This window comes from Streptomyces sp. NBC_00078, assembly GCF_026343335.1.
GTDB lineage: Bacteria > Actinomycetota > Actinomycetes > Streptomycetales > Streptomycetaceae > Streptomyces.
Genome location: NZ_JAPELX010000001.1, coordinates 3,892,812 through 3,917,084 on the forward strand (window position 1 = coordinate 3,892,812; position 24,273 = coordinate 3,917,084).

A 24,273-nucleotide genomic window follows, 5' to 3' on the forward strand; every position below is an offset into this window, starting at 1 on the left:
CCGCTCATGACGACTGAAGACAGCAACGGCGCCGGTCCCCTCGACGTGGAGATCGACGCCCTCCAGGGTGGTTCCGCCGGCCTCTCCCAGTACACGGGCAAGGCCGTCCTCATTGTGAACGTGGCCTCCAAGTGCGGGCTGACCCCCCAGTACACCGGGCTCGAGCGCCTCCACGAGCGCTTCGCCGAGCAGGGCTTCACCGTCCTCGGCGTGCCCTGCAACCAGTTCATGGGGCAGGAGCCGGGCAGCGCCGAGGAGATCGCCGAGTTCTGCTCGGCGACGTACGGCGTGACCTTCCCGCTGACCGAGAAGGTCGAGGTGAACGGCGACGACCGGCACGCCCTGTACGACCGCCTGGTCGGCTTCGCCGACGCCGAGGGCCACACCGGCGACATCCGCTGGAACTTCGAGAAGTTCCTGATCGGGCGCGACGGCAAGGTCCTCGCCCGCTTCTCGCCGCAGACCGAGCCGGAGGCGGCGGAGATCGTGACGGCGGTCGAGGGCGCCCTCGCCTAGGGCCTGTGTCGGCCTTGCCCCCGGGCAGGGCCGAGCGTCCTGGTCACCGGGCGGAAAGGAACCGTCCGGTGACGGAGGATGCCGAAGTGGACGACGGACTGCTCACCAATGCGGTGAGACCTCACTTCAGCTCGTCCGGGCACGGCGTGCCCCGCGGCAGCGTGTAGGGCGCCGCCAGCCGGTAGGTCCCCGGGTGCGGAGCGATCAGCATGGTCCACCGGTCGCTGTTCGCGTCCTCTTCCGTCTCCATGAGACAGCCGTTGACGTTGTCGTACGTCTTCGGCGTGTTCGCGGCCCGGTGCTTGGACGCCTCCGTCTCCTGAGGCGACGTGAGCTTCTTGCCCTGGGCGTCGACGATGCTCAGCCACGGCGAGTACGGGATGCGGATGAGGATCCGGCCGGCCTTCTTGACCCGCATCGTCATCTCGCCCTGCTCGGCACGCTCGACCACGGCGTTGGGCTCGGCGAGCGGGGTGGGGTCGGTGACCTTGAACAGCTGCCAGGTGGCGTCGCCCCACATCTGCTTCAGATACGGCATGCCCCGCTGGACGAGCTCCCGCTCGCGCTCCCCGCCGTCGCCGTCCGGCTTGCCCTTCGGCAGGACGACGAAGTGCACGGACCAGCGCTGCAGCCACTCGTGGTAGTTCGCCGAGTTGAGCGTGTCGTCGTAGAAGAGGGGGTTGCGCTCCATGTCGGCCTGCCGGTTCCAGCCGCGGGCCAGGTTGACGTAGGGGGCGAGGGCGGAGGCCTCGCGGTGGGAGGCGGCGGGGACGACCTCGACCCGTCCCTTCGCGGCGCCGACGTCCTGGAGTTCGTTAACGAGGGGCGCGAGTTCGCGCGCCCAGGACGCGGCCGGAGTGGTGTGCACGACGTCGTCGACGGCCTTGAAACCGATCCAGCCGTTGAAGCCGACGCACGCCACCCCGATGGCGTACCACTTACGCGAGCGCGGGACCGTGAACGGGAGCGCGGCGAGCAGCGCCACGCCGGCGAACAGCATCGCCAGGCGCGTGATGTTGGAGCCGATCTGCGAGCTGACCAGCCAGACCGCGAGGACCGAGAGGCCGTACACCGCGGACGTCAGGCGCACCGTCGTCCAGTCCTTCGGGACGAGCACGAAGACGAGGACCGCGCTCAGGAACGGCAGGACCACCGAGCCGATCGTCATCGGCTGGGTGCCGGAGAAGGGGAACAGCCAGGCCGAGACGGCCACCACCGCGGCGGGGCTGAGCCCCAGGGCCCAGGCGCCGGGGCGGCGTTTCTGCAGGAACAGGGCCACGGCGACCAGCCCCACGAACAGACCGGCGACCGGTGACGACATCGTCGCCAGCGCGGCCAGCGGGGCCGCGCACAGGGCCTTCGCCCACCGCTTGTAGCGCCACCTGTGGGGCCAGCAGAAGACGACGGCGACCGCGCCCAGCGCGAACACCGTGCCCAGGCCGAAGGTCACCCGTCCCGAGGCGGCGTTGCACAGGAACGCGAAAACGCCCGCCAGGGACGCCCACAGGGGGTTCCTCACGGAGCGGCTGCGGATCAGGATCATCGTCAGCAGCCCGGCCGAGACCGTCCCCGCGATCATCATCGTCGTACGGACGCCGAGCACCGACATCAGATACGGCGACACCATGCTGTACGACACCGGGTGCATACCGCCGTACCAGGCGAGGTTGTACGCCGAGTCCGGGTGCCGGCCGACGAACTCCGCCCACGCGTCCTGCGCCGCGAGGTCGCCGCCGCCGTTCGCGAAGGTGAAGAACCAGACGAGGTGCAGTACGCCGGCCAGGGCGGTGACCGAGAGCACCGGGTGCCGCAGGAGCCGCTCACGCAGGGCGAGGACGGCGTGCGTCACCGCCCACTTCGCATGCGGGGTCGTACGGCCGTCCTCGCGCGGTGCGGGCACGCGTATTCGCGGGCCGGTTCCCGGGCCCGGATCGGCGTCGTCTGCGCGTGTCGGCTCCGCAGTGGCCACCTGAAGGCACTCCCCGTGGTGTCCCGTCTTCTGTTCTGGGACGCGTCCCGTTGCCCGCCCGTTCGCGGCTGCGTCCCCGGGGATTTCCCGGTCGCGTCCCGTGAGCGACGGCCTGCCCCGATTCGCGACGCTAGCACGCACCCCGCCGGGCAACGCCCTGGTGGGCCCACCGACGGGATGCGGGGCCGTCCCCCGGTGGACGGGGGACGGCCCGCCGGGTCAGCCGAGGCGCTTCAGCTTGGCGGCGAAGCCCGGCTCGGCGAGATCCTTCTGCAGCGCGACCGGCACCTTGACCGCGCCGCTGGTGCCGTCGCCCACGGTGAGGGTGCCCACCCGGGTGCCGGCCTTCGCGGTGTGCGGTACGTCGTCGGCGGCGAAGGACAGCCTCACCTTGAGGCCGGCCCAGCCGACCGCCGTGACGTCCTTGGTGAGCACGATCGGGGTGTGGCCGCCGAGCTGGTCGTCCACGTACCCGACGACGTCGCCCTTCTTGAGGATCTTCGTCGAGGTCAGAGCGTCCTGCGCGGCGAGCATGGCCGTCTTGCTGACCGCGTTGACCGTGTCGATGATCGGCGCCGTGTGCTGGCCGAGGATCGCGCCGACCACGGTGACCGTCTCGCCGCCGACGTCCTTGGTGGCGGCGAAGAGGAGATTGCCGCCGGCCTTGGAGGTGGTGCCCGTCTTGATGCCGAGGGCGCCGTTGTAGGGGACGAGGCGGTTGTAGTTGTCCCACTTCTTGCCGGACGGGTCGACCCAGCTGGGCAGCTTGGTGATGTCCATCAGGGCCGGGATGTTCACGAGTTCGTTGCCGAGCTTCACCTGGTCCTCGGCCGAGGAGACGGTGGTCTCCTTGAGACCGGACGCATCGGTGTACGTCGTGTTCTTCATGCCGAGTCCCTTGGCGGTGTCGTTCATCTTCTTGATGAACGCCGCCTCGGAGCCCGCGTCCCAACGGGCCAGCAGGCGCGCGATGTTGTTCGCGGACGGGATCATGACCGCCGACAGGGCCTGCTTCTCGGTGAGGACGTCGCCCTTCTTGACGGTGTTGAGGGTGGACTCGTTGTCCTTGTCGTAGCCGCCCTCCTTCTCCGCCAGGGCGTCGACCGTGATCTTCTTGCCCTCCTCGCCCGACTTCATCGGGTGGTCCTTGAGGACGATGTACGCGGTCATGGCCTTGGCGACGGAGCCGATGGGGACGGGGGTCTGCTTGCCGAAGTTCCCCATCGAGCCGATGCCGTTGACGTCGAGCCAGCCCTGGCCCTCGTTCGGCCAGGGGAGGCCGGCCGTGTTGCCGTCGAAGGTGTACGAGTCGTCGGCGGTCAGCGCGAGCGTGGGGGTGGGCAGTGGGCGCACGGCCTGCACGATCGCAAAGACGATCACGAGGAGCAGCACCAGCGGAGTCCAGATCTTGACCCTGCGGACGATCGTCCGGACCGGGGTCTCCGGCGGCGGCGGCGTGTTCGTCAGCTCGGCCAGCAGATCCAGCGGGGGCTTCGGCGGCAGGGGCTGCTGGGCGGTGCGCTCGGGTCCGACCTGCGGCACCTGGGCCGTGGCGTCCGCGGGCTTCCTGGTGGGCGGCTCGTCGAGCGGCTTGAGCGCTACGAATCTGCTGGTGCGCTCGGCGTCGGACGGCTCGGGAGTCTTCCCCGAAGCCCTCGCGGGACTCTTCGCCAGGTCCTGGTCCTGACCCTTGTCCTTGCCCTGGCCCTTGTCCTTGCCCTGGCCCTTGTCCTGGTCCTTCTCGGCGGCCTTGGCGGCGGCGCCGAGCTTGAGCATGGTGGTGGGCTGGTCGACCTGGGGTGTCTTGGCGGGGAGCTTGAAGACGGCGGTGGGCTGATCGACGTGCCCCGCGCCGGCTCCGTCCCCGGCGGACCCCTTCGGGTCGTCCTGAGAGTCGGCCGAGGCGTCCCCGCCGTCGTCGGAGTCGGCGTCGGCGTCGGCGTCGGCGTCGGCGTCGGCCGGGGAGTCGGCGGCCTCGGGGGCATCGCCCTCGTCATCGGCATCCGTCCCGGACGTCTCGTCCGCTTCGGCCTCGTCCTCGTCCGTCGCGGCACCCTCGGGGTCGCCCGGCACGGAGTCCTCGGGCTCGCCCGGCACAGCGTCCTCGGGCTCGTCCGCGTCGCCAGGGTCCGTGTCGGAGCCGGAGTCGGTCCGGTCGCTCCCCGCCGAAGCACCGTCCGCCGAAGCACTGTCCGCATCCTCGGCGTCCTCGGCGTCCTCGGCCTCCCCGGAATCACCCGCTCCGGCTGCTTCAGAGGCCGTCTCCCGGCCCGTAGCGCTCTCCGGGTCCTGGGAGTCGCCCGACCGGACCCAGGCCGCCACAGCCGCGCGCAGCCGGTCGTCACCGGGCGGGCCGCCCGCGTCACCGTCCGCTGCGGCGGCGGCAGCAGCAGCAGCAGCAGCAGCAGCGTCACCGGCCGGCTCGTCGGTCTCGTCAGGACCGGCCGAGGCGTCGCCAGAGGAAACGTCTCCGCTGCTCGCGGCATCCTTCCCGGAATCCGCTGAATCCCCGGAGTCCACGGAATCCGCAGAATCCCCGGAGTCGCCGGAGTCGCCGGAAGGCCCGCCGTCCGAGGGCGAGGCCGCGGCCTCGCCCTCGGCCTCCGTCTTCACATCCCGTACCGAGAAGACCCGCGTCGCCGTGTCCACGCCGCCGCGCGCCCTGGCCTCGCCGGTCTCCCCGCTCTCCCCGGACGCCGAGCCGCCGGACGCCTCGGCGTCCCGGGCCACGGCCAGGCGAGGATCACGCGCCGTGCGTTCCTCGGTGCGGGCTTCGGGAACCGGGCCTGTGCTCCCCGACGTCGGTTCTACCGACGACTCACGCTGCTTCGACCTGTCGGGGGACTCGCCCGCCACCGATGCCTCCTCCGTGCCGCACGCTTTCCGTGCGTCTACCGAACCGTAAACCGCCCGAAACACCGCCCGCACGCGCTGTCCGAACCATGTACCAGTGTCCTGTGTGCGGGCTTAACCACTGCGGTAGACGAGAACGACATACCTACCGGTTCCCTCACAAACAGGTCACGCACCCTCGACAGACCAATGTGAGAGGGGTCACCCTGTCTTTCATCCACGCGGGGAGGCATGGATGGGCAGGAGCCGCAGAACCATTCCGGAAGAGCTTCTACTGCTGGCGTTGGACCCGACCACGGGTACCACCGCGCAGCCGCAGTCGCTCGACCTCGGTCTGGCCGGAGCACAGCTAGTGGAGCTGGCGCTGGCCGGACGGATAGCCCCAGACGGGGATCGTATCGCCGTGGTAGCCCCACGGCCGACTGGAGATCCAACTTTGGACTGCGCGTTGGAGTTGCTGCGAAGGCGTGGCGCTCCCGTACGTGCGGTGAACTGGATTGGCGGGCCGCGTCTCGGGCTGCGCCAGACCTACCTCTCGCATCTGGAGCGGTGCGGCATGGTGCATGCCGTGGCGGGTCAGATGTGCGGAGTGCTGCCAACGACTCGCTACCAGGCGACGGACACCGAAATCAGCCGGGAGATCAAGGCCCGACTGGATTCCGCGATCCGCACCGGCGTACCGCCGGACCCGCGGACCGCTGCGCTCGCCGCCCTGGCACACGCGGTCGGCCTCGGCAAGCATCTGTACCCGGGCAACGAGGGCCGGTCCTCACGTTCCCGGTTGCGGGATCTGATCAGGCACGACCCGATGGGCGGCCTCGTGGCGCACGCCGTGATGGACGTCCAGAACGGCGTGGCGGCCCAGCCGCGCCGCAGCCCGGCACCGGCTCCGGCCGGCCGCCAGGCCGTAGGCCCGGGCAGGTCCGCACCGGAACCGGCTCGTGGCGTTCCGATGCAACCGCACCGCGGTTCGATGGCGCGCGTCGTGGCCCACTGAGCCGCAGTCCCACGACGAGCAGCACGAACCACAGCAGCACGCACGCACCATCACAGCATCACGTCATGACCCGCACCACGCACCGCAGCACCAGCACCACGCACCGCCGAGCGCCGCACCGAGCCTGAGAAGGCAGTCCCCATGAACCGGTACGGGAGCCGCTGGTCCGCGCGGGGCGGCGGGGCCGTTGCGCCACATCCGATCGTTCGGATGCCGTAACGGTTCCGCCGCCCCGCGCGGCCGCATGTGGAGGACGAAAAAGGCGAACTGGCGTGTGTGCAGCGCATATCCCCTGTTTCCCAGCGGTAGTAAGCACCTTGGTGGCAGTCTGCTCAACAGCAGATACGCAAAGTGGCAAATTACAGCCAGCGCAGGCACGCAGCCGGAGGTGCACGTCCCGTGGCGTCCAATGTCAATCCCACCGTCAGGCGACGCCGGTTGGGCCAGGAGCTGCGTCGGCTCCGTGAGCTCAAGGGCATGACGGCCGAGGAAGTGGCGGAGCGGCTGCTGGTGTCGCAGTCGAAGATCAGCCGGCTGGAGAACGGACGGCGCAGCATCAGCCAGCGCGACGTCCGCGACCTGTGCGGGGTGTACGAGGTGGAGGACCACCGGATCGTCGACTCGCTGATGCAGATGGCCAAGGACTCGCGCCAGCAGGGGTGGTGGCACTCCTTCGGCGACATCCCCTACAGCGTCTACATCGGGCTGGAGACGGACGCGGCGAGCCTGCGGGTGTACGACCCCCAGGTCGTTCCCGGTCTGCTCCAGACCCGGCAGTACGCGGAGGCGCTGATCGCGGGCGCGTTGCCGGAGACGGCCGCCGCCGACGTCGAGAAGCGCGTCCAGGTGCGTCTGCGCCGGCAGGAACGAATCATCGCCCCGGAGAACCCGCTCCGGCTGTGGACGGTGATGGACGAGGCGGCGCTGCGCCGGGTGGTGGGCAACCGCTCGCTGATGCGCGACCAGTTGGAGCACCTCGTCGAGCAGTCGCAGCTGCCGCACGTCACCGTGCAGGTCATCCCCTTCGAGATGGGCGCCCACCCGGGTCTCAACGGCCAGTACGCGATCCTGGAGTTCCCGGACGCGGCCGACTCCAGCGTGGTCTACATCGAGGGCGTCACGAGCGACCTGTATCTGGAGAAGGCCAACGACGTGCAGAAATACAGCGTGATGTACGAGCACCTGCGCGCGCAGGCCCTGAACACGGACCAGTCACGGCAGTTCATCGCGGACATCGCGAAGGACTACGCCCGCTGAAGCGCCGCACCGTACACCTTGCCGGGGTCCCAGTGGAAGACCCACCTGGAATATGCCATCCAGTCGAGTGAATAGTCGCTTCGAAGGTCGAGGTTGGCGAGTAGCGTCGATCACGCCACCACACACCAAGGGTTGGCGCAAACCGCGCTGTGGGTTCGGAGACGAATCCGTCGTGCGGTGACAGCAACTCCACAACTGGTATTTCGGAGCAAAAATGGCAATTCGTCAGGGCGCCACGGACACGTGGACCAAGTCCTCGTACTCCACTGGCAACGGCGCGTGCGTCGAGATCAAGTCCCCCGTCCGCGCGGCGATGGCCGTCCGGGACTCCAAGGTCCACGAGGGCCCCGTACTGGCTTTCCCGGCCGCCGCGTGGAACATCTTCGTCGGCTCGATCAAGGCGTAGGGGGGAGGATCTTCTGATCCTCGGCCGCATACTCCTTCGACAGTTCCACCAGCAGCACAAGCAGTACAGGAAGAGCCCTCTCGTCCAGCTTCGCCGTCCTTGCCGAGGGGGCTCGGCTTGTGCCCCGGCGCAGTCGGCCGGCACAGCCGGTCAGCGCGAGCGGTCAGCGCAGTCGGTCGACGTACGTGTCCGTACCGGGCACGGTCGGGACGAACGGCGCCACCAGTTCCACCCTCCCCAGCCCCGCCTCCCGCACCGGCGCGTCCAGGTCCGCGAAATACGCCTCCCAGCACTCCCGCGGGTCCGCCTGAAGGAACCACAGCAGGGTCAGCCTCGTCTCCACGCCCTCGACCTGCCTGACGTACGTGACGGCGACGGGGATCGCATATACCGATGCGGGTGGTTCGCCGTGGGCGTGGCTGCTGATCCGCATGCCGGTTTGGTGCGCGTGCTCACCAAACTTCGGACGGAGTTGAACGGAATCCCTCTCCAAATCTGACGCCCAGTCAGGTAAACCGGACTCATGGCAGAGGATGGGACGCACACAGATGAGACCCGCAGCCGCACGTATGCGGAACTGGCCGCCGTTGGCCCATATGGAGCCGACCTCGGACATGCCCTGATCACCATGGTCGAGCCACACCCGGGCCACGAACGCCAGTACAATCGTTGGTACGAAGACGATCATTTCATTGCCGGCGCGATGGCCATGCCGTGGATGTACGCGGGCCGCCGTTGGGTCGCCACCCGGGACCTCCAGCTCCTGCGCTACCCCGAGACCTCCGCCGTCGCACAGCCCGTGACGGCAGGGTGCTACATATCCGTCTACTGGATGACCGCCGGCCGCTACGCCGACCACATGCGGTGGACCGTCGGCATCAACAAGCGACTCAACCGCGACCACCGGGTCTTCCAGGACCGTACGCACGTCTTCACCGCCTTCCAGGACCACGTCGTGACCGTCTACCGCGACGGCGACCAAGGCCCCCGTGACATCCACGCCCTGGACCACCCCTACGCCGGGCTCGTCGTCCAGGTCGTCGACGCCAGGTCCCCCGGCCAGCGCGGGGACCTGCTCACGTGGCTGCGCGACGACCACCTTCCCAAGCGGCTGGCCGACTCGCCGGCGGCCATGGTGACCGTCTTCGCGCCGACGCCGCTGCCCCTGGACCGGATGACCTACGTCAAGCAGGTCGAGGGGGTCGGGACCCGGCTGACCCTGCTGTGGTTGCTCCAGCAGGATCCCCGCGAGATCTGGCGGGACCACTTCGCGGACCTGGACACGGCAGTGGACGCTTCCGGCCTCGGTGACGTGCAGTTCGTCGCACCATTCATCCCCACGGTGACAGGAACGGACCGTTACGCGGACGAACTTCGGTGAGCCCCCTGGGCAGTCCTTGAGATCTCCGGCGAGCTGCCCGACGTCCGCGCCGACGTCGACCAGGACGAACTCGCCGCCGCCCACACGCTCATCGACAATCGCATCGTCGAGACGCTCACCGAACATCCCCCGACCACTACCGCCCGCGCACTCGACAAGGCGATCGCCCCAAACAGGAAGGTCACAAGCACCGGGCCCGGGGTAGGCCGGAGCCGCCCGCTCGATCAGGACGGGAACGCCCTCTTAGAACGGGTTGGACGTCCGCGGAGAGGTGCCCCGGCCTCGCGAGCGCATGATCAGTGCGGCGACGTAGTAGACGCACGGTGTCCCGCCCGGATTCACGTACCCGTGCACCGCGTCCGCGGCAAAGTAGGCCGAGTCCCCCGCCCCCAGCTCCGTCACCGTCCCTCCGACCGTCAGCCGCAGCATCCCAGACTCCACGAAGACGTACTCGTGGGAACCGGTGGCGTAGGCGGGGTACTCCCCGGCGTCGCAGTACGGGGGCAGGGCCGAGCGGATCCACTCGAAGTTCACGCCGGGAACCACTGGTGTCAGGATCGTCCGCTGCCAGCCGCCGGGTTCCTCGACGACCTCCTGTTCGGCCGCGCGGCGCACGCGGACCGACTCGGGCTCGGTGAGCAGATGCGCGGCCGTCACACCGAGCCCCTCAGCGATCCGTGCCAGCACCACGACCGTGGGTGCCTTCCGGCCACGTTCCACGGAGGACAGCATGCTCACGCTCACCGCCGCCCGGTCCGCGAGGTCCTGAAGGGTCAGGGACTGGCTCAGTCGCAGTTCCTGAATCCGGCTGCCCAGTGTCGTGAGAGCAATCATCGTAGTACTATAGCGATGTGATTTTCTCTATAGAGAAACGCCATACCGGCGAGCTGGGCGCCGGTTCCCGGGACGAACCGGCCTTACGCCAGGCGCTGATCGCGCTGTCCGTCACGGAGATCGCCAGCTGGGGGACGCTCTACTACGCGTTTCCGGTGAGCCTGCCCAGCATCACCCGTGCCACCGGCTGGCCGGTCACGGCGACCATGTGCGCCTTCTCCCTGGGACTGGTCACGAGTGCGGTGGCCTGCATCCCGGTGGGCCGGCTGCTGGACCGGTACGGGCCCCGCTGGGTGATGAGCGCGGGGTCGGTGCTGGGCTGCCTATCGCTGACGGCAGTGGCCACCGCGCCCAGTCTGGCGTGGTTCACGGCGGCGTGGGCTCTCGTCGGCATCGCCCAGGCCGCAGCGCTCTACCCGCCGGCCTTCGCGGCGCTCACCCGGTGGTACGGCCCACGCCGGCTGCGTCCCCTCACCCTGCTGTCCCTGGCGGGAGGACTGGCCAGCGTTGTCTTCGCGCCGGTCACGGCCGTGCTCTTAGCCCATCTGGACTGGCGTGCCACGTTCTTGGTGCTCGCCGCCGTCCTGCTCGTCACCGCCACCCCGCTGCACCTGGTGTGCCTACGGGCGCCCTGGCCCGGGGCCGAGGAGCCACGGCCCGGCACGTCGTTCTCCGACATCCGTCCCGTGATCCTCAGCCGAGAGTTCGTCCTGCTGGCGGCAGCCCTGGCACTCGCCGCTCTCAGTCTCTACGCCACGACCCTCAACCTGGTTCCGTTCCTGGTCGAGAAAGGCCTCGGCACGGGTACCGCGGCCGGGGCCCTCGCACTGTGCGGGACGGGGCAGATCCTCGGGCGGCTCGGATACCCGGCCCTGGCCCGAAGAACCACCACTCAGTACCGGATCACGGTCCTGTTGACGGCCGGTTCGCTCACGATCGCGTTTCTCGCAGCCGTCCCCGGACCGGTATCCCTGCTATGTGCGGCGGCCATGGCGACGGGCGCGGTCCGCGGGATGTTCACCCTTCTGCAGGCCACTGCGGTCAGTGACAGATGGGGAGTTCGGCGGTACGCGACGCTCAACGCGTTCGCCATCGCCCCCGCCGGAGCCGCGCTCGCGGTGGCACCCGCGGCAGGCGCCCTACTCGCCGCCGGTCTGGGCAGCTATCCCGCCGCGTTCCTGGTGCTGGCGGCCTGCGTCGCGGTCGGCGCGACACTCGCGTTCGTCTCACCCGGAGGAGATTCACTCGCAGGAGACGGAGGACCATAATAAGCGATATTCCGCAGCCCTCGCCCCCATCTGAAAACGACTACTCACTCCGAGTTTTCCCATGATGTCCGTTACGACCCTCCGCAGCGTTCGCGTGGACACACAGAGAGCACGCGCCATGGCCTCATCCTTCATGCCGTTCGCCAGCATGCGCAGAATGATCAGCTCGCGTTCGGAGAAATCCTCCAACGAGCTCGCCTCTTCCTCCTGAACAACTCTTGAGGAAGTCTTGGCGAGCCAGCAATAGTCGAATACCTGGTGCGCGAATTGGCAGGTGCCCGGGTCCGTGATCTCCAGCTGTGAAATGTCGCCGCCCCGGTCCACCACATGGACGTAGGAAATGCGACGGTCGACGAGCAGGAGACGGAACGGCAGCAGCGCTGCCACCCGGATTTCCACCCCCGCCTCCTGGAGATCCTGGACCTGCGCCCGTCCGCCGGGGACGTTCACCATCGACTCCGCGCAGATGCATCGAATGCCCACACCCTGCGCGAAAGCCTCCCGCGCATACCGCAGCACGTCACCGAAACGGTTCTCCTCCAGATCCGTCGGATCCAGACAGAGCAGCACCTCGGCGGTGGCCGCGGCGAGGGCGCCATCGCCGAAAGCCCAGTTCACGACCCTGCACTCCGACTCGAGCGGTGCACAATCGGACTGCGGCCCGGCGGGACGCACCAAATCAGCGAGTGTGGACTCCAGTACTTCGAGGAGCCGATTCTGATCGTGCACGACTTTACGATTGGCGCTGATGAGCTGTGTCAGCATAGCCTCTGCGCCATTTCCGGACTCGTCGGCATCCGATATCGGCCACGCAGGCTTCCCAGGGAAAACACGGGAAGCCGCCTCACGCCTGCGTAGTGCGTTCGAAAAATCGTACGCCGCTACTTGCTCGAAGGACAATGCCGCCTCCCAGAAGAGCTACGTGCGGCACCTTTGACGCACAACTTCACACGTATTCCTTCAGTGTAGCGAGATCGCTTGTCCAGACAAGACGGCCTGCCACATGAACACCGGATGTCCTGAAGTTGCCGTACCGAAACCGCAGATTCCCGGGGACGATTCGTATACACCCCTGCCAATTTCACGGCACGCCGACGAAGAATTTACCAGCTCCGCCCGGGGCCCCGTGAAAGATTCCCTGTCGCACTGGCAGGTTCCCTGTCATCGGCTGTAACCGTGCGAGGCAGTCGTGTCGCCGTCAACGCCGTCACCGCACACAAGATCGCCACATACCAGGGAAACAGACCGCCGTTACCGATGGACTTGAGCCACGTACCCACATAGGGAGCGGTGCCGCCGAACAACGCGACCGCCCCGGCGTACGGGAGACCGATGCCCCGGCCGCGCAGCTCCCGGGGAAACAGCTCCGCGTTGACCGCTCCGGCGATCGAGGTGTAGGCGGTGAGGAGGAACATGCCGGCGCACTGCACCGCGAGCACCGACCAGAACGACGAGGACAACGCCGTCAGCAGAGGCACCGTCAGGACCGCGGAGGCGGCGCCGAAAACGATCATCATCGGTCTCCTGCCGACCCGGTCGCAGAGGATGCCGCCGAACGGCTGGATCAGGCCGAAGAAGATCAGTGAGACGGTGCCCGCCAGCACGGCGCTCTCCTTGTCCGCGCCGGCGTTCACCGTGGCGTAGGCGGGCAGGAAGGTGGTCCACAGGTAGAAGGCGACGGTGCCGCCGGTGGTGAGACCGACGACCATCAACGCCCGTCGGGGGTGGGCCCGCAGAGCCTCGAACGCGCCCGAGCGCGTCCTCTTCCCCTCCGCCGACCCGGGCTGGAGGGTCTCCTCCGACGAACGGCGGATGACCAGCCCGACCAGACACAGCACGGCACCCCAGAGGAAGGGCAGCCGCCATCCCCAGCTGTCCATGCCGTCGCCGGTCAGCTGGACGGCGGCCAATGTGGAGAGGCCGGCCATGATGTGGCCGGCCGACGAGGCCACATACTGGAAGCTTCCGAAGAGCGCGCGGCGCCCGGGCCCGGCGGACTCGACGAGGAAGGTGACCGCGGCGCCGTACTCACCGCCGAGGGAGAAGCCCTGGATCAGCCGGGCCGCCACCAACAGCGCGGGTGCGAGCGGGCCCGCGGTAGCGTAACTCGGGGTCAGCGCGATCATCAGGCTACCGAGGCCCATGAGCAGGATCGTCACCATGAGCGCACTGCGGCGGCCGAACCGGTCGGCCCAGGCCCCCATCACGGCGGCGCCGACCGGGCGGGCGGCGAACGCGATCGCGAAGACGGCGAAGGTGTTGAGCAACGGCACCAGCGGGTCATCCGCCGACTTGGGGAAGACGTCGTCCGCGAAGTAGACGGCCAGAAAGGTGTAGGTGTACCAGTCGTGCGACTCGACGGTGTGGCCGACTCCTCCGCTCAGCAGCTGGCGCCAGGGCCGTGCCTGCGGGGCCGCGGTGGCCGGATCCGTGTCTCTCACTGTCATGCGTGGGCCTCCCCCGACACCACCGGCATCAGCTCGGACAGAAGTTCCTTGGTGTGCGAGAACAGGTAGAAGTGGTCGCCGGGCAGCTCCAGCAGGCGGAAGCTGTCGGTGGTGACCTTGGCCCAGGACTCCATCAGGGCGCGCGGGCTCGCCCGGTCGTCCCGCCCGGCGAAGGCCAGAACGGGCGCCCGCACCTGCTCGACGGGGACGGTCGGATGGTTCTCCAGCAGCCGGCAGTCGTCCCGCAGTGCCGGCAGCAGCAGCTCCCGCAGCTCCGGGTCGGCGTAGGCGTCGGCCTGCGGCTGGATGCCCAGGCCGGCGGTCCGGGCGAGGAGGTCCTCGTCGTCGAGCAGATGCAGACCGGCGTGGCTGACCTGCAGCGGGCCCTCGCGGGCCGAGACGGCGAGCAGAACGGGCCGCAAGTCGTAGGTGCGCTCCAGCCGTACGGTGACCTCGTGGGCGAGGACCGCGCCCATGCTGTGGCCGAAGAGTGCCAGGGGGACCTCGCGGCCCGGCCCCGCGGCGACGGCGGCCGCGATGTCGTCCGCCAGCTCCGCCAGGCTGTGGGCGAAGGGGTGGGCCAGCCGGTCCTCACGGCCCGGATAGCGGGGCGCCCACAACTCGGTGCGCGGCGGCATGTCCTGCGCCCAGGGGCGGTAGGCGCCGGGCCCGGCACCGGCGTGCGGGAAGCAGAGCAGCCGGACCGCGGGATCCGGCACGGTGCGATGGGCGCGCAGCCACTGGGCCGGATCGGCCCGTCCCTCATCGCTCACGCGTCCCTCCCTGGTTGCGGTGACCTCGCGCCGGCGAGCGCGAGGCCGCGCACAAAGGAGACGGCCTCGTCGCTCTCGTGCAGGAAGAAGTGCCCGCCGGGCAGGGCCCGTGCGCTGAACTCCCCGGTGGTGTGGCGCCGCCAGCCGTTCAGGTCGGCGACCGTCACATAGGGATCCCCGGCACCGACGAGTGCGTGGACGGCGGACGCGAGCGGTGCGGTCTCCCGGTAGCGGTACCCCTCGAACGCGGCGAAGTCCGCGCGCAGCATGGGCAGCATGAGCTCGAACAGCTCGTCCTCGTCCAGTACGGCGGGCGGTACGCCGCCGACCTCGCGCAGTCTGTCCCGCAGGTCCTCGGCGCCACCGTCGCCGTAGGGCCGCTCGGTCCGCATCCGGTCGGGTGCCGGGTAGGAGGCGACGACGAGGCAGGTGGGCAGGGCGGCGCCCAGACGGCGCAGGACGCTCGCCGTCTCGAAGGCGACGAGGGCGCCCATGCAGTCACCGAAGAGCAGATACGGGCGCGGGGGCAGGGTGGTGAGGGCGCCGGCCACTTCCTCGGCGATCCGGTGCAGGTCGCTCAGCGGCTGCTCGTGGAACCGGTCGAGCCGTCCCGGCAGTTGGACGGCGCACATCTCGATCTCCTCGCCCAGGGGTTTGCGCCACTGGTCGAAGTCCCGTGCGCTGCCCCCCGCCCGGGACAAGCAGACCACCCGGGCCACGGCGTCGGGGGCCGAGGAGCTCTGTATCCAGTCGGTCACTTCGCCTCCTCCCCGGTGGCGCCGCGCAGGAACGCTCCCGCCGCCTCGACGGCCTCCCGCCCCTCGGGAAGCACGGGGTGGTACCAGTGCCAGACGTGGAACATCTCCGGCCACTCCTCGAAGGTGACCCGTACGCCCGCCTTGAGCGCCGCCTGTTCCAGCGCCCGGGCGTCGTCGTAGAGGACCTCCTCGGAGCCGACCTGGATGAGCAGGGGCGGCAGCCCGGTCAGATCGCCGTACGCGGGTGAGGCCAGCGGGTTCCTGGGATCGGCGCCGGCCAGGTAGCGGCCGGCCATGCGGAGCAGGTCCTCGGTGTCGAGCAGGATCTCCCGTGCCCTGCGGGTGGAGTGCGAGTCCCCCTCGCAGGCCAGATCGGCCCAGGGCGAGATGCACACCGCGGCGGCCGGCAGCGGGTCGTGGGCGTCCCGCAGCACCTGGAGGGCCGCCACGGCGAGACCCGCGCCGGCCGAGTCGCCGGCCACGGTGATCCGGTCCGGCGGACAGCCCTGCTCCAGCAGCGCGCGGTAGGCCGCCACGGCGTCCTCCACGGCCGCCGGGAAGGGCGACTCGGGAGGCCTGCGGTAGTGGAGGGCGAGCACCGCCGCGCCTGCCGCCGCGCCGAGGGCGCTGGACAGGTGGCGGTGCGAGTGCGGCGAGCCGAGGGCGTACGACCCGCCGTGCAGGTACAGCAGGGTCCTGCCGTCCTCCTGGGCGGGCCGCACCCACTCCGCCGTGCAGGCACCGGTCTCGACGGCCTCGCCCGGGGGCAGGCCCAGGTCGCCGAAGGCCTCCTGGGCGCGGTCGTAGGCGATCCGCCGCGGCTCCACATCGCCGTTGCGGGTGTGCCAGTTGAGCGCGATCAGTTCTCGCACCAGCTCGAGTTCCGACGATGCCATGCGTTCTCCGCTCAGATCTCTGTGACGGGGCGGACGGGGCGGGGTGGCGCCGGCAGCGTGAAGTCGCGCTGCCAGAAGCCCACGTCGTGCCAGTTCCCGTGCTTGAAGCCGGCTGCCCGCAAGGTCCCGCGCGCGGTGTATCCGAGTGCCTCGTGCAGCCGCACGCTCGGGTCGTTGGGCAGTCCGATGACGGCGACCACACTCTTGAAGCCCTGGGCCTCCATGGACTTCAGGAGGTGGGTGTACAGGGTGGAGCCCAGTCCCAGCCGCTGGTGACGGGGGGAGATGTACACCGTCGACTCGGCCGTCCAGTCGTAGGCGTTGCGGGCCTTCCAGGGACCCGCGTAGGCGATGCCGGCGATCTCACCGTCCACCTCGGCGACGAGCCAGGGGTAACGCTCCTGGAGGTGCAGCAGGTCCTGGGTCCACTCCTGCGGAGTCTGCGGCTCCGTACGGAAGTTGACCGTGCTCGTCTCGATGTAGTGGTTGACGATGTCGCAGACCGCCGGCATGTCGGCGACGGTGGCGGGACGGATCTCGGCCGGGTGTCGTTCTGGACTCACGTGTGGTCTTCCTTCGGTCTTCCTCGGTGCGGGACACCCCTTTTCTACGTGGGGTCGAGTCCGCGCAGTACGGATTCGGCCACCGCCTCCAGGGCCGGCGTCTCGAAGATCACGGCGAGCCGGAGCGGCACGCCGATGTCCTTGCGGATGCGGGAGACCACCCGCAGCGCCGAGATGGAGGTGCCGCCGAGGGAGAAGAAGTCGTCCCCCGGCAGCACCGGACCGGCGCCCAGGACATCGCTCCAGATCTCCGCCACCTGGCCGAGGATCTGCGCCCGGAGGTCGTCCGGACCGTCACCGGGCCCGGTGGCCGGTGCGGGGGCGGCGGCCGGCTCGGGGGCGGCCGTACCGGTGGAGGCACCGCTCGCCGGATCGGGCAGGGCCTTGCGGTCGATCTTGCCGTTACGGGTGCGGGGCAGCCGCGGCACCAGCAGCACGGAGGCGGGCACCAGGTGGGGCGGCAGGGTCTCGGCCAGGGCGCGCCGGAGGCCGGTATCGGTGAGGTCGGCGTCCTTGAGGACCACGTAGGCGGCGAGTTCGGTCTCGCGGTCTCCGGCCTCGTAAGGGACCACGGCGGCCTCGGCCACGCCGGTCACCGCGGACACGGCCGACTCGACCTCCACGGTCTCCACGCGGTAGCCGCGCACCTTGACCATGCCGTCCACGCGTCCCAGATGGACCAGGTGCCCCGAGCCGTCCAGCCGGCCGCGGTCGCCGGTGCGGAACTCCCGCGGCGCGGGTGCGGACCCGGATCCGGTCCCGGCCGCCGGCACGGCTTCGGTGAGCGGCCGGGGGCCCTGCTCCGTCCACTGCGCCGAGTGCAGGTGGGGGCTGCGGACGACGATCCGTCCGACCTCGCCGACGGCCGCCGGCCGGCCGGGCGCCGTCTCGACGCGGACCTCCACGCCGGGCACGGGTCCGCCGACGGGGACCGGGTCGGCCACGTCGCCGTCCGGGGGGATCAGATGGAGCCGGGTGAGGCCGGTCTCCGTGGAGTTCAGCCCGACCGCGACGGTGGCGGCCGGGAACAGCCGCCGGGCGGCGAGGACGTCACTGCGGTGGACGCTCTCCCCGCCGAGGTAGGCCAGGCGGACACGGTCCGTCGTACGTCCCCCGGCCACCGCGGCCGCCTGCCGGAGGAAGGACGGGAACGAGTAGTAGACGGTCGTCCCGGACTCGTCCAGGCGCTCGATCAGGTCGTGCACCCCGTCCCGTTGGAAGGAGTACGGCACGAGGGCCGCCCCGTTGAGCAGTGCCGTATACGGGTTGGACACCGCGGCGACGAAACCGTCGGCGTTGATCAGGGTGACCCGGTCCTGCGCTCCGATGCCGAGCAGGGCGTGCCGCTCGACGTTCTGCCGCATGTCGGCACGGTTCTGCAGGATGCCCTTGGGCAGACCGGTGGATCCCGAGGTGTACAGCGCGTACGCCCACTGGTCCGGGTCGGTGACCGGGCTCGGCGCCACGGACACGCTGGTCCGTACGTCGAGTTCCTCCACCCGGATCACGGTGGTGTCGCCGACCGGCCGCTCGGGGCCGGTGGAGTCGGTGACGACGACCGCCGCGCCGAGCCGGTGCAGCAGATCCCGGTTGCGGGCGGCCGGATGGTGGGGGTTGAGCGGGACGTAGAACTTGCCCGCCTTCAGTACGCCCAGACACGCGGCGAGCATCCACGCCGGGTGCAGCACCATCAGGGGCACCGGCTCGGAACCCTCGCCCCGGGTGTCGAGGAGCGCCCGGGCGACGGCATCGGCCCGGGCGGCGAGCTCGCGGTAGTCGACCGTCTCCTCCGGCAGGACGATCGCCGGCCGGTCCGGGCCGGTCCGGGCCCGCAGTTCGAACTCCGCTACGACGGGGCACCCCGTCGGGGGGCTGCCGGTGCGGTCCGGTGCCGTGTCTGGTGTTGCGGCGGTCATGCGGTGCTGCCTCCTCGCGCCGGTCCTGGCATGTCAGCTCGCCTCTTCCCGCGCGGAGAACACCTTCTCGACCACGGGTTCGAGTTCGTTCCACTCCACGGCCGAGACCCGGCCGGCGTCCCACTGCTCGTCCATCCAGGCGAGCAGTTCCACGATCCGCGGGTCGCCCTTCTCCAGCCGCAGTCCGAGTCGCTTGTCCAGGACGAAGAGCAGCCCCGCCTGGCCGGAGTCCTTGGTGAGGGCGACGTCCAGCTCCCGGCCGGTGAGCAGGGGGGCGTTGAACGGCGCGTACATCCACCAGAACTTGTTGAGGCCGTCGGCGTGGATGCCGGCCCGGGTGACGTAGGCGTCCCGGCCGAACAGCGGGTACTTCTGCGACGGGCCGGAGCCGATGCCGTCGTAGAGCTCGACGAGTTTGTTGACCGCGGGAAGGTTGACCTCGGTGCCGGCCCAGTAGCCCATGCCGAGCAGGTGCACCATGACGGCTTCCAGTGGGGCGTTGCCGGTGCGTTCGCCGGTGCCCAGCGTGGTGCCGCTGATCACGCCGCAGCCCTCACGGATCGCGGCCAGGCAGTTGGCGACCACCAGCCAGGTGTCGTTGTGGGGATGGAACTCGATCTGGGAGGGCGTCAGGTCGAGCCCGCGCAGCAGCCGGATCCAGCGCGGGATGCTGCGGGGCAGGGCGACGTCGTCGTAGGGCAGGCCGATGCCGAGGGTGTCGCAGACCCGGAAGCGGGGCTGCAGTTCGGCGGGGTACGCCGCGGCGACCTTGAGGACCTCTTCGACCAGGGCCCGCACGAAGTCCGGGTCGGAACGTGTCGTGTCCTCCAGGTGGACCCGGGGCTTGATGCCGTGGTCCAGGGCCATGGCCACCGCGTCCAGGTACATCGCCGCGGCCTCGGTCCGGCCGCCCGAGCCGAACTTGTGGAAGGTGTGGTAGTCGGAGGAGGAGCTGAGCAGTCCGGTCTCGGTGACGCCGATCCGCTTGATCAGCTCTACGTCCTCACGGCGGGCCCGGATCCAGGTGGTGGGCTCGATGGGGGCGCCGTCGCGGTGCCGTTCCAGGGCGTAGATCAGGGCGTTGCGGTCGGAGTCGCGGTACGGGAAGAACTCGGCGTGCCGGATCGCCGTGGACTCGCCCGTTATCTCGCAGAGGATGTCGTAGATCTGCCGGCTGGTGTCCAGGGAGAGGGGCAGTCCGCCCTGCTGGCCGTCGCGGTGGGTGGTTTCGGACAGCCATACCTCGTGCGGCAGGGTGAGGGGCCGCATGCCGTCGTCCCAGGTGTACCGGGGGAACGCGTCCCGGGGGAAGACCTCCGGGAAGTACTCGGGTTCCTCGGGGTTGTGGATGGTCATCGAAACTCACTCCCTGTGGTGCGGTAACGGGCGGGTGCCAGCTCCAGTCCGGTCACGAAGTCGCGGAACCGGCGCTCCGCGGAGGCGGCCTCCTCCGCGCTGCCGCGGGCGACGTTCGCCACGGTGAGCGGTTTGGCCAGTTCGAGGAACCGGACGATCTCGGATCGGTTCATGCCCTTGCCCAGGAGGTAGGGGACGCCCCAGAAGTCGAGGCCGTTGACCGGCATCCAGGCGGCGTTCACCACCGAGTCGAAGATCTGGTCGGCGGCTTCGAGGGCCTGACGGGAGTTCATGCTGCGGTGCGACCAGGTGTGGCCGTTGCCGGTGAGGTCGTACTGGGGCGCCCGTACGTGGATGGGCGTGGCGTGCATGTAGTACCAGTGGTTGACGGCGAAGGTGTCCGGCCCAGCGGAGTTGATGAAGTTGATGGTGTTCTCCACCGTCTGCGGGCTCTCGCCGGGGAATCCGACGACGAACGACGCGTGGGTGAAGATGCCGCGGGCCTTGAGCTGTTCGATGCCGTACTGGTAGTGGGCCGTGGTGGCGCGTTTGTCCATGTTGAGCAGGACCTGGTCGTCGCCGGACTCGATGCCGAGCAGCACGCCGCGGCAGCCGGAGTCGTACATCAGGTCGTAGACGTCGGGCTCTCGGGCGTGACCGCAACGGAAGTACGAGAACCACTCGATGCCGAAGTCGCGGCGCACCAGCATCCGGCACAGGTCCTTGAAGCGGCGCATGGGCACGTTGAACGTGTCGTCGATGAAGGCGACGCGTTTGACGCCCATGTCGGCGAGTTCCTCGAGTTCCCGCTCGACCGTGGACAGGTCGGCGAGGGTGAGGGCGCCGGCCCGCTCCGGATAGTCGCAGAAGGCGCAGCTGAAGGCGCAGCTGCGCGCGGTGCGGGTGGACAGTGTCGGGCCGAGGACGGTGGGGTCGAAGCGGTTCCACCGGACCGAGCAGGCGTTGAGGTCGTTGGCCTCGGGGCGTTTGCGGGTGAGCTTCCACTCGCCGGTCTTCGAGCGCAGGAAGACGTTGGGGACCTCGGTGGGGGCGTCGCCGTCCACGATGGCGCCGACCACCCCGGCCAGTGCCGCCTCGCCCTGGGACTCCCATACGTAGTAGTCGGCACCGACCCGGTCGAAGAACCGGTTGAGTTTGTCGTCGCGCCCGGCCCGGGCCTGGTTGTCGACGAGCGGTCCGCCGACGATGATCGGCACGGACGCGTTGTGCCGCCGGATGAAGCGGATGATCTCGATCACCGGGGCGGGCATCATGTAGAAGGTCGTGGTGATGGCGACCGAGGCGGGGTTGTCGGCCAGCAGCTTGACCAGTTGGTCCTCTTCGAAGGTGAAGCTGTTGACGAAGTCGGCCGGATGCCCCCGCTCCTCCAGGTAGTTGACGAGGTAGAGGGTGCCGAGGCTCGGCAGCTCGGACACCGTGTAGGCGTGCGCCGTGCCCCGGTCCGTGTTGCGTACCTCGCTCAGGGCGTCCATGTACGAGTAATGGGCACCCCCAAAAGTGATCTTGGTGCGGAGCATGCTGCGGATGGGCGCGGGCAGTTCGTCTCCCCCGTGCTCCAGCGCCAGTTGCAGCTCCTCGCCGGACATGTCGGTCTCGTGGTATCCCACGACGATGCAGTGCTTCACCGTCTGTCTCCTCTCACACACCCGGCGCGGGACGCCGGCCTGGCCTGGGGTCAGCTGGTTCCGTAGGGGCCGGGAAGGGTGACCGTCTTGGTGGCGGTCATCTCGGCGATCGCGTAGCGGATGCCCTCACGCCCGACCCCGCTGGCCTTCACGCCGCCGAACGGAATGTGCGGGGAGTCGAAGTGGGGCCCTTCGCCGAGGTTCACCGCGCCCACCCGGAGCCGGGCGGCGATGTCCCAGAAGCGGGCGCTGTCCTGGGTGAGGACTCCGGCCTGGAGGCCGTAGGCGGTGCTGTTGGACAGCCGTACCGCCTCGTCCGTGTCCGTGACCCGTATCACCGGTGCCACCGGGCCGAAGGTCTCCTCGGTCACCAACTCGGTGTCGGGCGGTACCCGGTCGAGCACGGCGGGTCGCACCAGCGCACCGTCGCGCTCGCCGCCGGTGACCAGTCGGGCGCCGTCCCGGACAGCCCGGGCGATGCGGCGTTCCACCACGAGGGCCGCGTCCTCGCTGACGAGCGGGCCGAGGTCGGTGTCGTCCCGGCGGGGGTCACCGGCTCGCTTGGCGGCGACCGCCGACTCCAGCAGGGCCGTGAACTCGTCGGCCACCTCCTCCCAGACGAAGATCCGTTTGATGCCGCGGCAGGACTGGCCGGCGGTGGCGCACGAACCGTCGGCGGCCAGCCGTGCGGCGTGCGCCAGATCGGCGTCGGGCAGCACGAACAGCGGGTCGTTGCCGCCCAGTTCGAGCAGCAGCCGTTTGCCCGCCGCCTGTGCGGCCACCGCGTGGCCGGTGGCCACGCTGCCGGTGAACGTCACCATGGCGACGTCCGGGTGGGCGGCGAGCAGCGGGCCGAGCTCGCCCGGTTCGCCGGTGACGACGGCGAGCATGTCCTTGGCGCAGCCGGCCTCCACGAGCAGCTCGGCGAAGGCCAGCGCCGTCAGCGGGGTCTTCTCCGACGGCTTGAGCAGCAGGGGACAGCCCGCCGCCAGGGCCGGGGCGGCCTTGACCACGACCTGGTTGAGCGGGCGGTTGAAGGGCGTGATGCCCAGGACGATCCCGACCGGTTCGGGCAGGGTCACCGCCAGTCTGGTGGCGTCGGGCAACGGGATGGACTCGCCGCGGATCCGCTCCGCCTCCGCGGCGGCCACCCTGAGGTTCCCCGCCGCTCGCGCCACCTCGCGCAGGGTCTCCTTGCGGCACACCCCCGACTCGGCCGTGATGAGGGCGGAGAACTCCTCCGCCCGGGCCTGCAGCAGGCCGGCCGTCCGGGCCAGGACGGCCGACCGCTGCTGGGGAGTCATGGCACGGCGGCCGGTGGCCAGTGCGGAGGCGGCGGCCGCCGCCTCCTCGGCACCGTCCCGCGGAACGGACCCGATGGGCTCTCCCGTCCAGCGGTCGTACACGGTCGTGTGGTGGCGGGCCGGCTGCAGTGCTCCGTTGACGAACATGACGACTCCCGTGCCAGGGGTTCCGAAGGAGGGGGGAGAGGGGGCGGGGCGGGTGGTCAGTCCTGGTCGCGCACGAACCGGGCCTCGAGCTCGGAGATCTTTTCGTACTCGAAGACCTCGAACAGCTCGGCGAAGCTCATCTTCAGGCCCATGTCGTCCCAGAACTTCTGGGTGGTTCCGGCATCCCTCAGCTCGGCGAAGAGCTTGCGCAGCACCGAGGCCGCGGCCATCCAGCCGGACAGCGGGTAGATGGCCAGGTTGTAGCCGATCGCCTCCAGCTCCTTGGTGGTCAGCCAGGGGGTCTTGCCGCCCTCGACCATGTTGGCCAGCAGCGGGGCGTCGATCTCGTCGCGCACCCGCTTCATCTCGTCGACGTCGAGCATCGCCTCCAGGAAGATGCAGTCGGCGCCGGCGGCGAGGTACTCGCGGGAGCGACGGATGGCCTCGTCCAGGCCGAGCGACTCACGGGCGTCGGTGCGGGCGATGATGGTGAAGTCCCCGTCCTCGCGTGCCTCGACGGCCGCCTCGATCTTGCCGGTCATCTCCTCGGTGGAGATCAGCCGCTTGCCTTCCAGGTGCCCGCAGCGCTTGGGGTTGACCTGGTCCTCCAGGTGGTAGCCGACGATGCCGACCCGCTCGAACTCCCGGGTGGCCCGCCACACCGACATCGCGTTGCCGTAGCCGGCGTCGGCGTCCATGATCACCGGCACGTCCACGGCGAGCACGATGTTCTTGGCGTTCGTGGCCTGCTCCGACACGCTCGTGAAGCCCAGGTCGGGCAGGCCGAGCATGCTGGCGGAGGTGCCCGAGCCGGTCATGTGCAGCGCGGGGAAGCCGGCCTGCTGGATGACCTTGGCGCTCAGGGCGTCGTACGCACTGGGGACGACGAGGATCTCGGGGGCGTTCATCAGCTCGCGGAACGTACGGGCCTTGGTCACGGCCATCTCTTTTCTCCTCGGAGTGCCTTGTGTCGAGCCGGCGCGAGA

20 protein-coding genes and 1 pseudogene are annotated in these 24,273 nt (G+C 69.8%); 6 read left to right on the forward strand and 15 right to left on the reverse strand.

Annotated features, from left to right (window positions below; all coding sequences use genetic code 11):
- Positions 1 to 6 precede the first annotated feature (6 nt).
- Complete coding sequence (locus tag OOK07_RS18075; RefSeq protein ID WP_266681523.1) at positions 7 to 516, forward strand: glutathione peroxidase; 510 nt, start codon at positions 7 to 9, stop codon at positions 514 to 516.
- A 121-nt stretch (positions 517 to 637) separates the two neighbouring features.
- Here OOK07_RS18075 and OOK07_RS18080 read toward each other — a convergent pair whose 3' ends face one another.
- Both OOK07_RS18080 and OOK07_RS18085 read right to left on the reverse strand, forming a co-directional pair.
- Entirely contained in the window at positions 638 to 2,485 is a 1,848-nt protein-coding gene (locus OOK07_RS18080; protein WP_266681525.1) for a DUF8823 domain-containing protein, read from the reverse strand.
- A 219-nt stretch (positions 2,486 to 2,704) separates the two neighbouring features.
- Entirely contained in the window at positions 2,705 to 5,341 is a 2,637-nt protein-coding gene (locus tag OOK07_RS18085) for a D-alanyl-D-alanine carboxypeptidase (protein ID WP_266797406.1), read from the reverse strand.
- A 232-nt stretch (positions 5,342 to 5,573) separates the two neighbouring features.
- On the opposite strand from OOK07_RS18085, the gene OOK07_RS18090 reads away from it, so the two are divergent.
- The 3 genes from OOK07_RS18090 to OOK07_RS18100 all read left to right on the forward strand — a co-directional run bounded on the left by OOK07_RS18090 (position 5,574) and on the right by OOK07_RS18100 (position 7,998).
- A complete protein-coding gene (locus tag OOK07_RS18090; protein ID WP_266516296.1) occupies positions 5,574 to 6,335 on the forward strand; it encodes a GOLPH3/VPS74 family protein in 762 nt (253 codons plus the stop codon).
- Between the two features lie 399 nt (positions 6,336 to 6,734).
- A complete protein-coding gene (relB, locus tag OOK07_RS18095) occupies positions 6,735 to 7,592 on the forward strand; it encodes a type II toxin-antitoxin system RelB family anti-toxin (RefSeq protein ID WP_266797408.1) in 858 nt (285 codons plus the stop codon).
- A 214-nt stretch (positions 7,593 to 7,806) separates the two neighbouring features.
- Positions 7,807 to 7,998 (forward strand): DUF397 domain-containing protein, encoded by a 192-nt coding sequence (locus OOK07_RS18100; protein ID WP_266516300.1) that lies wholly within the window; start codon positions 7,807 to 7,809, stop codon positions 7,996 to 7,998.
- A 163-nt stretch (positions 7,999 to 8,161) separates the two neighbouring features.
- Here OOK07_RS18100 and OOK07_RS18105 read toward each other — a convergent pair.
- Positions 8,162 to 8,368, reverse strand: a pseudogene (locus OOK07_RS18105) (hypothetical protein); the annotation flags it as partial.
- A gap of 153 nt (positions 8,369 to 8,521) precedes the next feature.
- On the opposite strand from OOK07_RS18105, the gene OOK07_RS18110 reads away from it, so the two are divergent.
- Entirely contained in the window at positions 8,522 to 9,379 is an 858-nt protein-coding gene (locus tag OOK07_RS18110) for a hypothetical protein (protein ID WP_266797410.1), read from the forward strand.
- A gap of 243 nt (positions 9,380 to 9,622) precedes the next feature.
- On the opposite strand, the gene OOK07_RS18115 is transcribed toward OOK07_RS18110, so the two are convergent.
- The gene (locus OOK07_RS18115; RefSeq protein ID WP_266681533.1) at positions 9,623 to 10,213 is read right to left on the reverse strand and encodes a helix-turn-helix domain-containing protein; all 591 of its coding nucleotides are present in this window, start codon (positions 10,211 to 10,213) and stop codon (positions 9,623 to 9,625) included.
- Positions 10,214 to 10,230: 17 nt separating this feature from the next.
- On the opposite strand from OOK07_RS18115, the gene OOK07_RS18120 reads away from it, so the two are divergent.
- Positions 10,231 to 11,481 carry an MFS transporter gene (locus OOK07_RS18120; RefSeq protein ID WP_266681535.1) on the forward strand — a complete coding sequence of 417 codons (1,251 nt, stop codon included), beginning with the start codon at positions 10,231 to 10,233 and terminating at the stop codon, positions 11,479 to 11,481.
- On the opposite strand, the gene OOK07_RS18125 is transcribed toward OOK07_RS18120, so the two are convergent.
- The 11 genes from OOK07_RS18125 to bcpA form a co-directional block, all read right to left on the reverse strand.
- A complete protein-coding gene (locus tag OOK07_RS18125) occupies positions 11,455 to 12,246 on the reverse strand; it encodes a helix-turn-helix transcriptional regulator (RefSeq protein WP_266797413.1) in 792 nt (263 codons plus the stop codon). The two genes, OOK07_RS18120 and OOK07_RS18125, sit on opposite strands and share 27 nt — an antisense overlap.
- A 338-nt stretch (positions 12,247 to 12,584) precedes the next feature.
- Positions 12,585 to 13,928: an MFS transporter gene (locus tag OOK07_RS18130; RefSeq protein ID WP_266797415.1), complete on the reverse strand. Its 1,344-nt coding sequence runs from the start codon at positions 13,926 to 13,928 to the stop codon at positions 12,585 to 12,587.
- Entirely contained in the window at positions 13,925 to 14,701 is a 777-nt protein-coding gene (locus tag OOK07_RS18135; RefSeq protein WP_266681541.1) for a thioesterase II family protein, read from the reverse strand. Before OOK07_RS18135 ends, OOK07_RS18130 begins: the two co-directional genes overlap by 4 nt.
- Complete coding sequence (locus tag OOK07_RS18140) at positions 14,698 to 15,459, reverse strand: thioesterase II family protein (RefSeq protein WP_266681543.1); 762 nt, start codon at positions 15,457 to 15,459, stop codon at positions 14,698 to 14,700. The genes OOK07_RS18135 and OOK07_RS18140 overlap by 4 nt, the downstream gene beginning before the upstream one ends.
- Entirely contained in the window at positions 15,456 to 16,355 is a 900-nt protein-coding gene (locus OOK07_RS18145) for an alpha/beta hydrolase (RefSeq protein WP_266681545.1), read from the reverse strand. Before OOK07_RS18145 ends, OOK07_RS18140 begins: the two co-directional genes overlap by 4 nt.
- Before the next feature lie 11 nt (positions 16,356 to 16,366).
- Entirely contained in the window at positions 16,367 to 16,918 is a 552-nt protein-coding gene (gene pat, locus OOK07_RS18150; RefSeq protein ID WP_266681547.1) for a phosphinothricin N-acetyltransferase, read from the reverse strand.
- A gap of 44 nt (positions 16,919 to 16,962) precedes the next feature.
- Positions 16,963 to 18,834 (reverse strand): non-ribosomal peptide synthetase, encoded by a 1,872-nt coding sequence (locus OOK07_RS18155; RefSeq protein WP_266797418.1) that lies wholly within the window; start codon positions 18,832 to 18,834, stop codon positions 16,963 to 16,965.
- 33 nt (positions 18,835 to 18,867) lie between these two features.
- Positions 18,868 to 20,190, reverse strand: a complete 1,323-nt coding sequence (locus OOK07_RS18160; protein WP_266681551.1) for a hydroxymethylglutaryl-CoA lyase-like TIM-barrel protein — start codon at positions 20,188 to 20,190, stop codon at positions 18,868 to 18,870.
- Positions 20,187 to 21,836, reverse strand: coding sequence for a PhpK family radical SAM P-methyltransferase (locus tag OOK07_RS18165; RefSeq protein ID WP_266681553.1), 1,650 nt, complete (start codon positions 21,834 to 21,836; stop codon positions 20,187 to 20,189). The genes OOK07_RS18160 and OOK07_RS18165 overlap by 4 nt, the downstream gene beginning before the upstream one ends.
- A gap of 50 nt (positions 21,837 to 21,886) precedes the next feature.
- Positions 21,887 to 23,287 (reverse strand): aldehyde dehydrogenase family protein, encoded by a 1,401-nt coding sequence (locus OOK07_RS18170; RefSeq protein WP_266797419.1) that lies wholly within the window; start codon positions 23,285 to 23,287, stop codon positions 21,887 to 21,889.
- 56 nt (positions 23,288 to 23,343) lie between these two features.
- Entirely contained in the window at positions 23,344 to 24,231 is an 888-nt protein-coding gene (bcpA, locus tag OOK07_RS18175) for a carboxyvinyl-carboxyphosphonate phosphorylmutase (RefSeq protein ID WP_266797421.1), read from the reverse strand.
- Positions 24,232 to 24,273 lie beyond the last annotated feature (42 nt).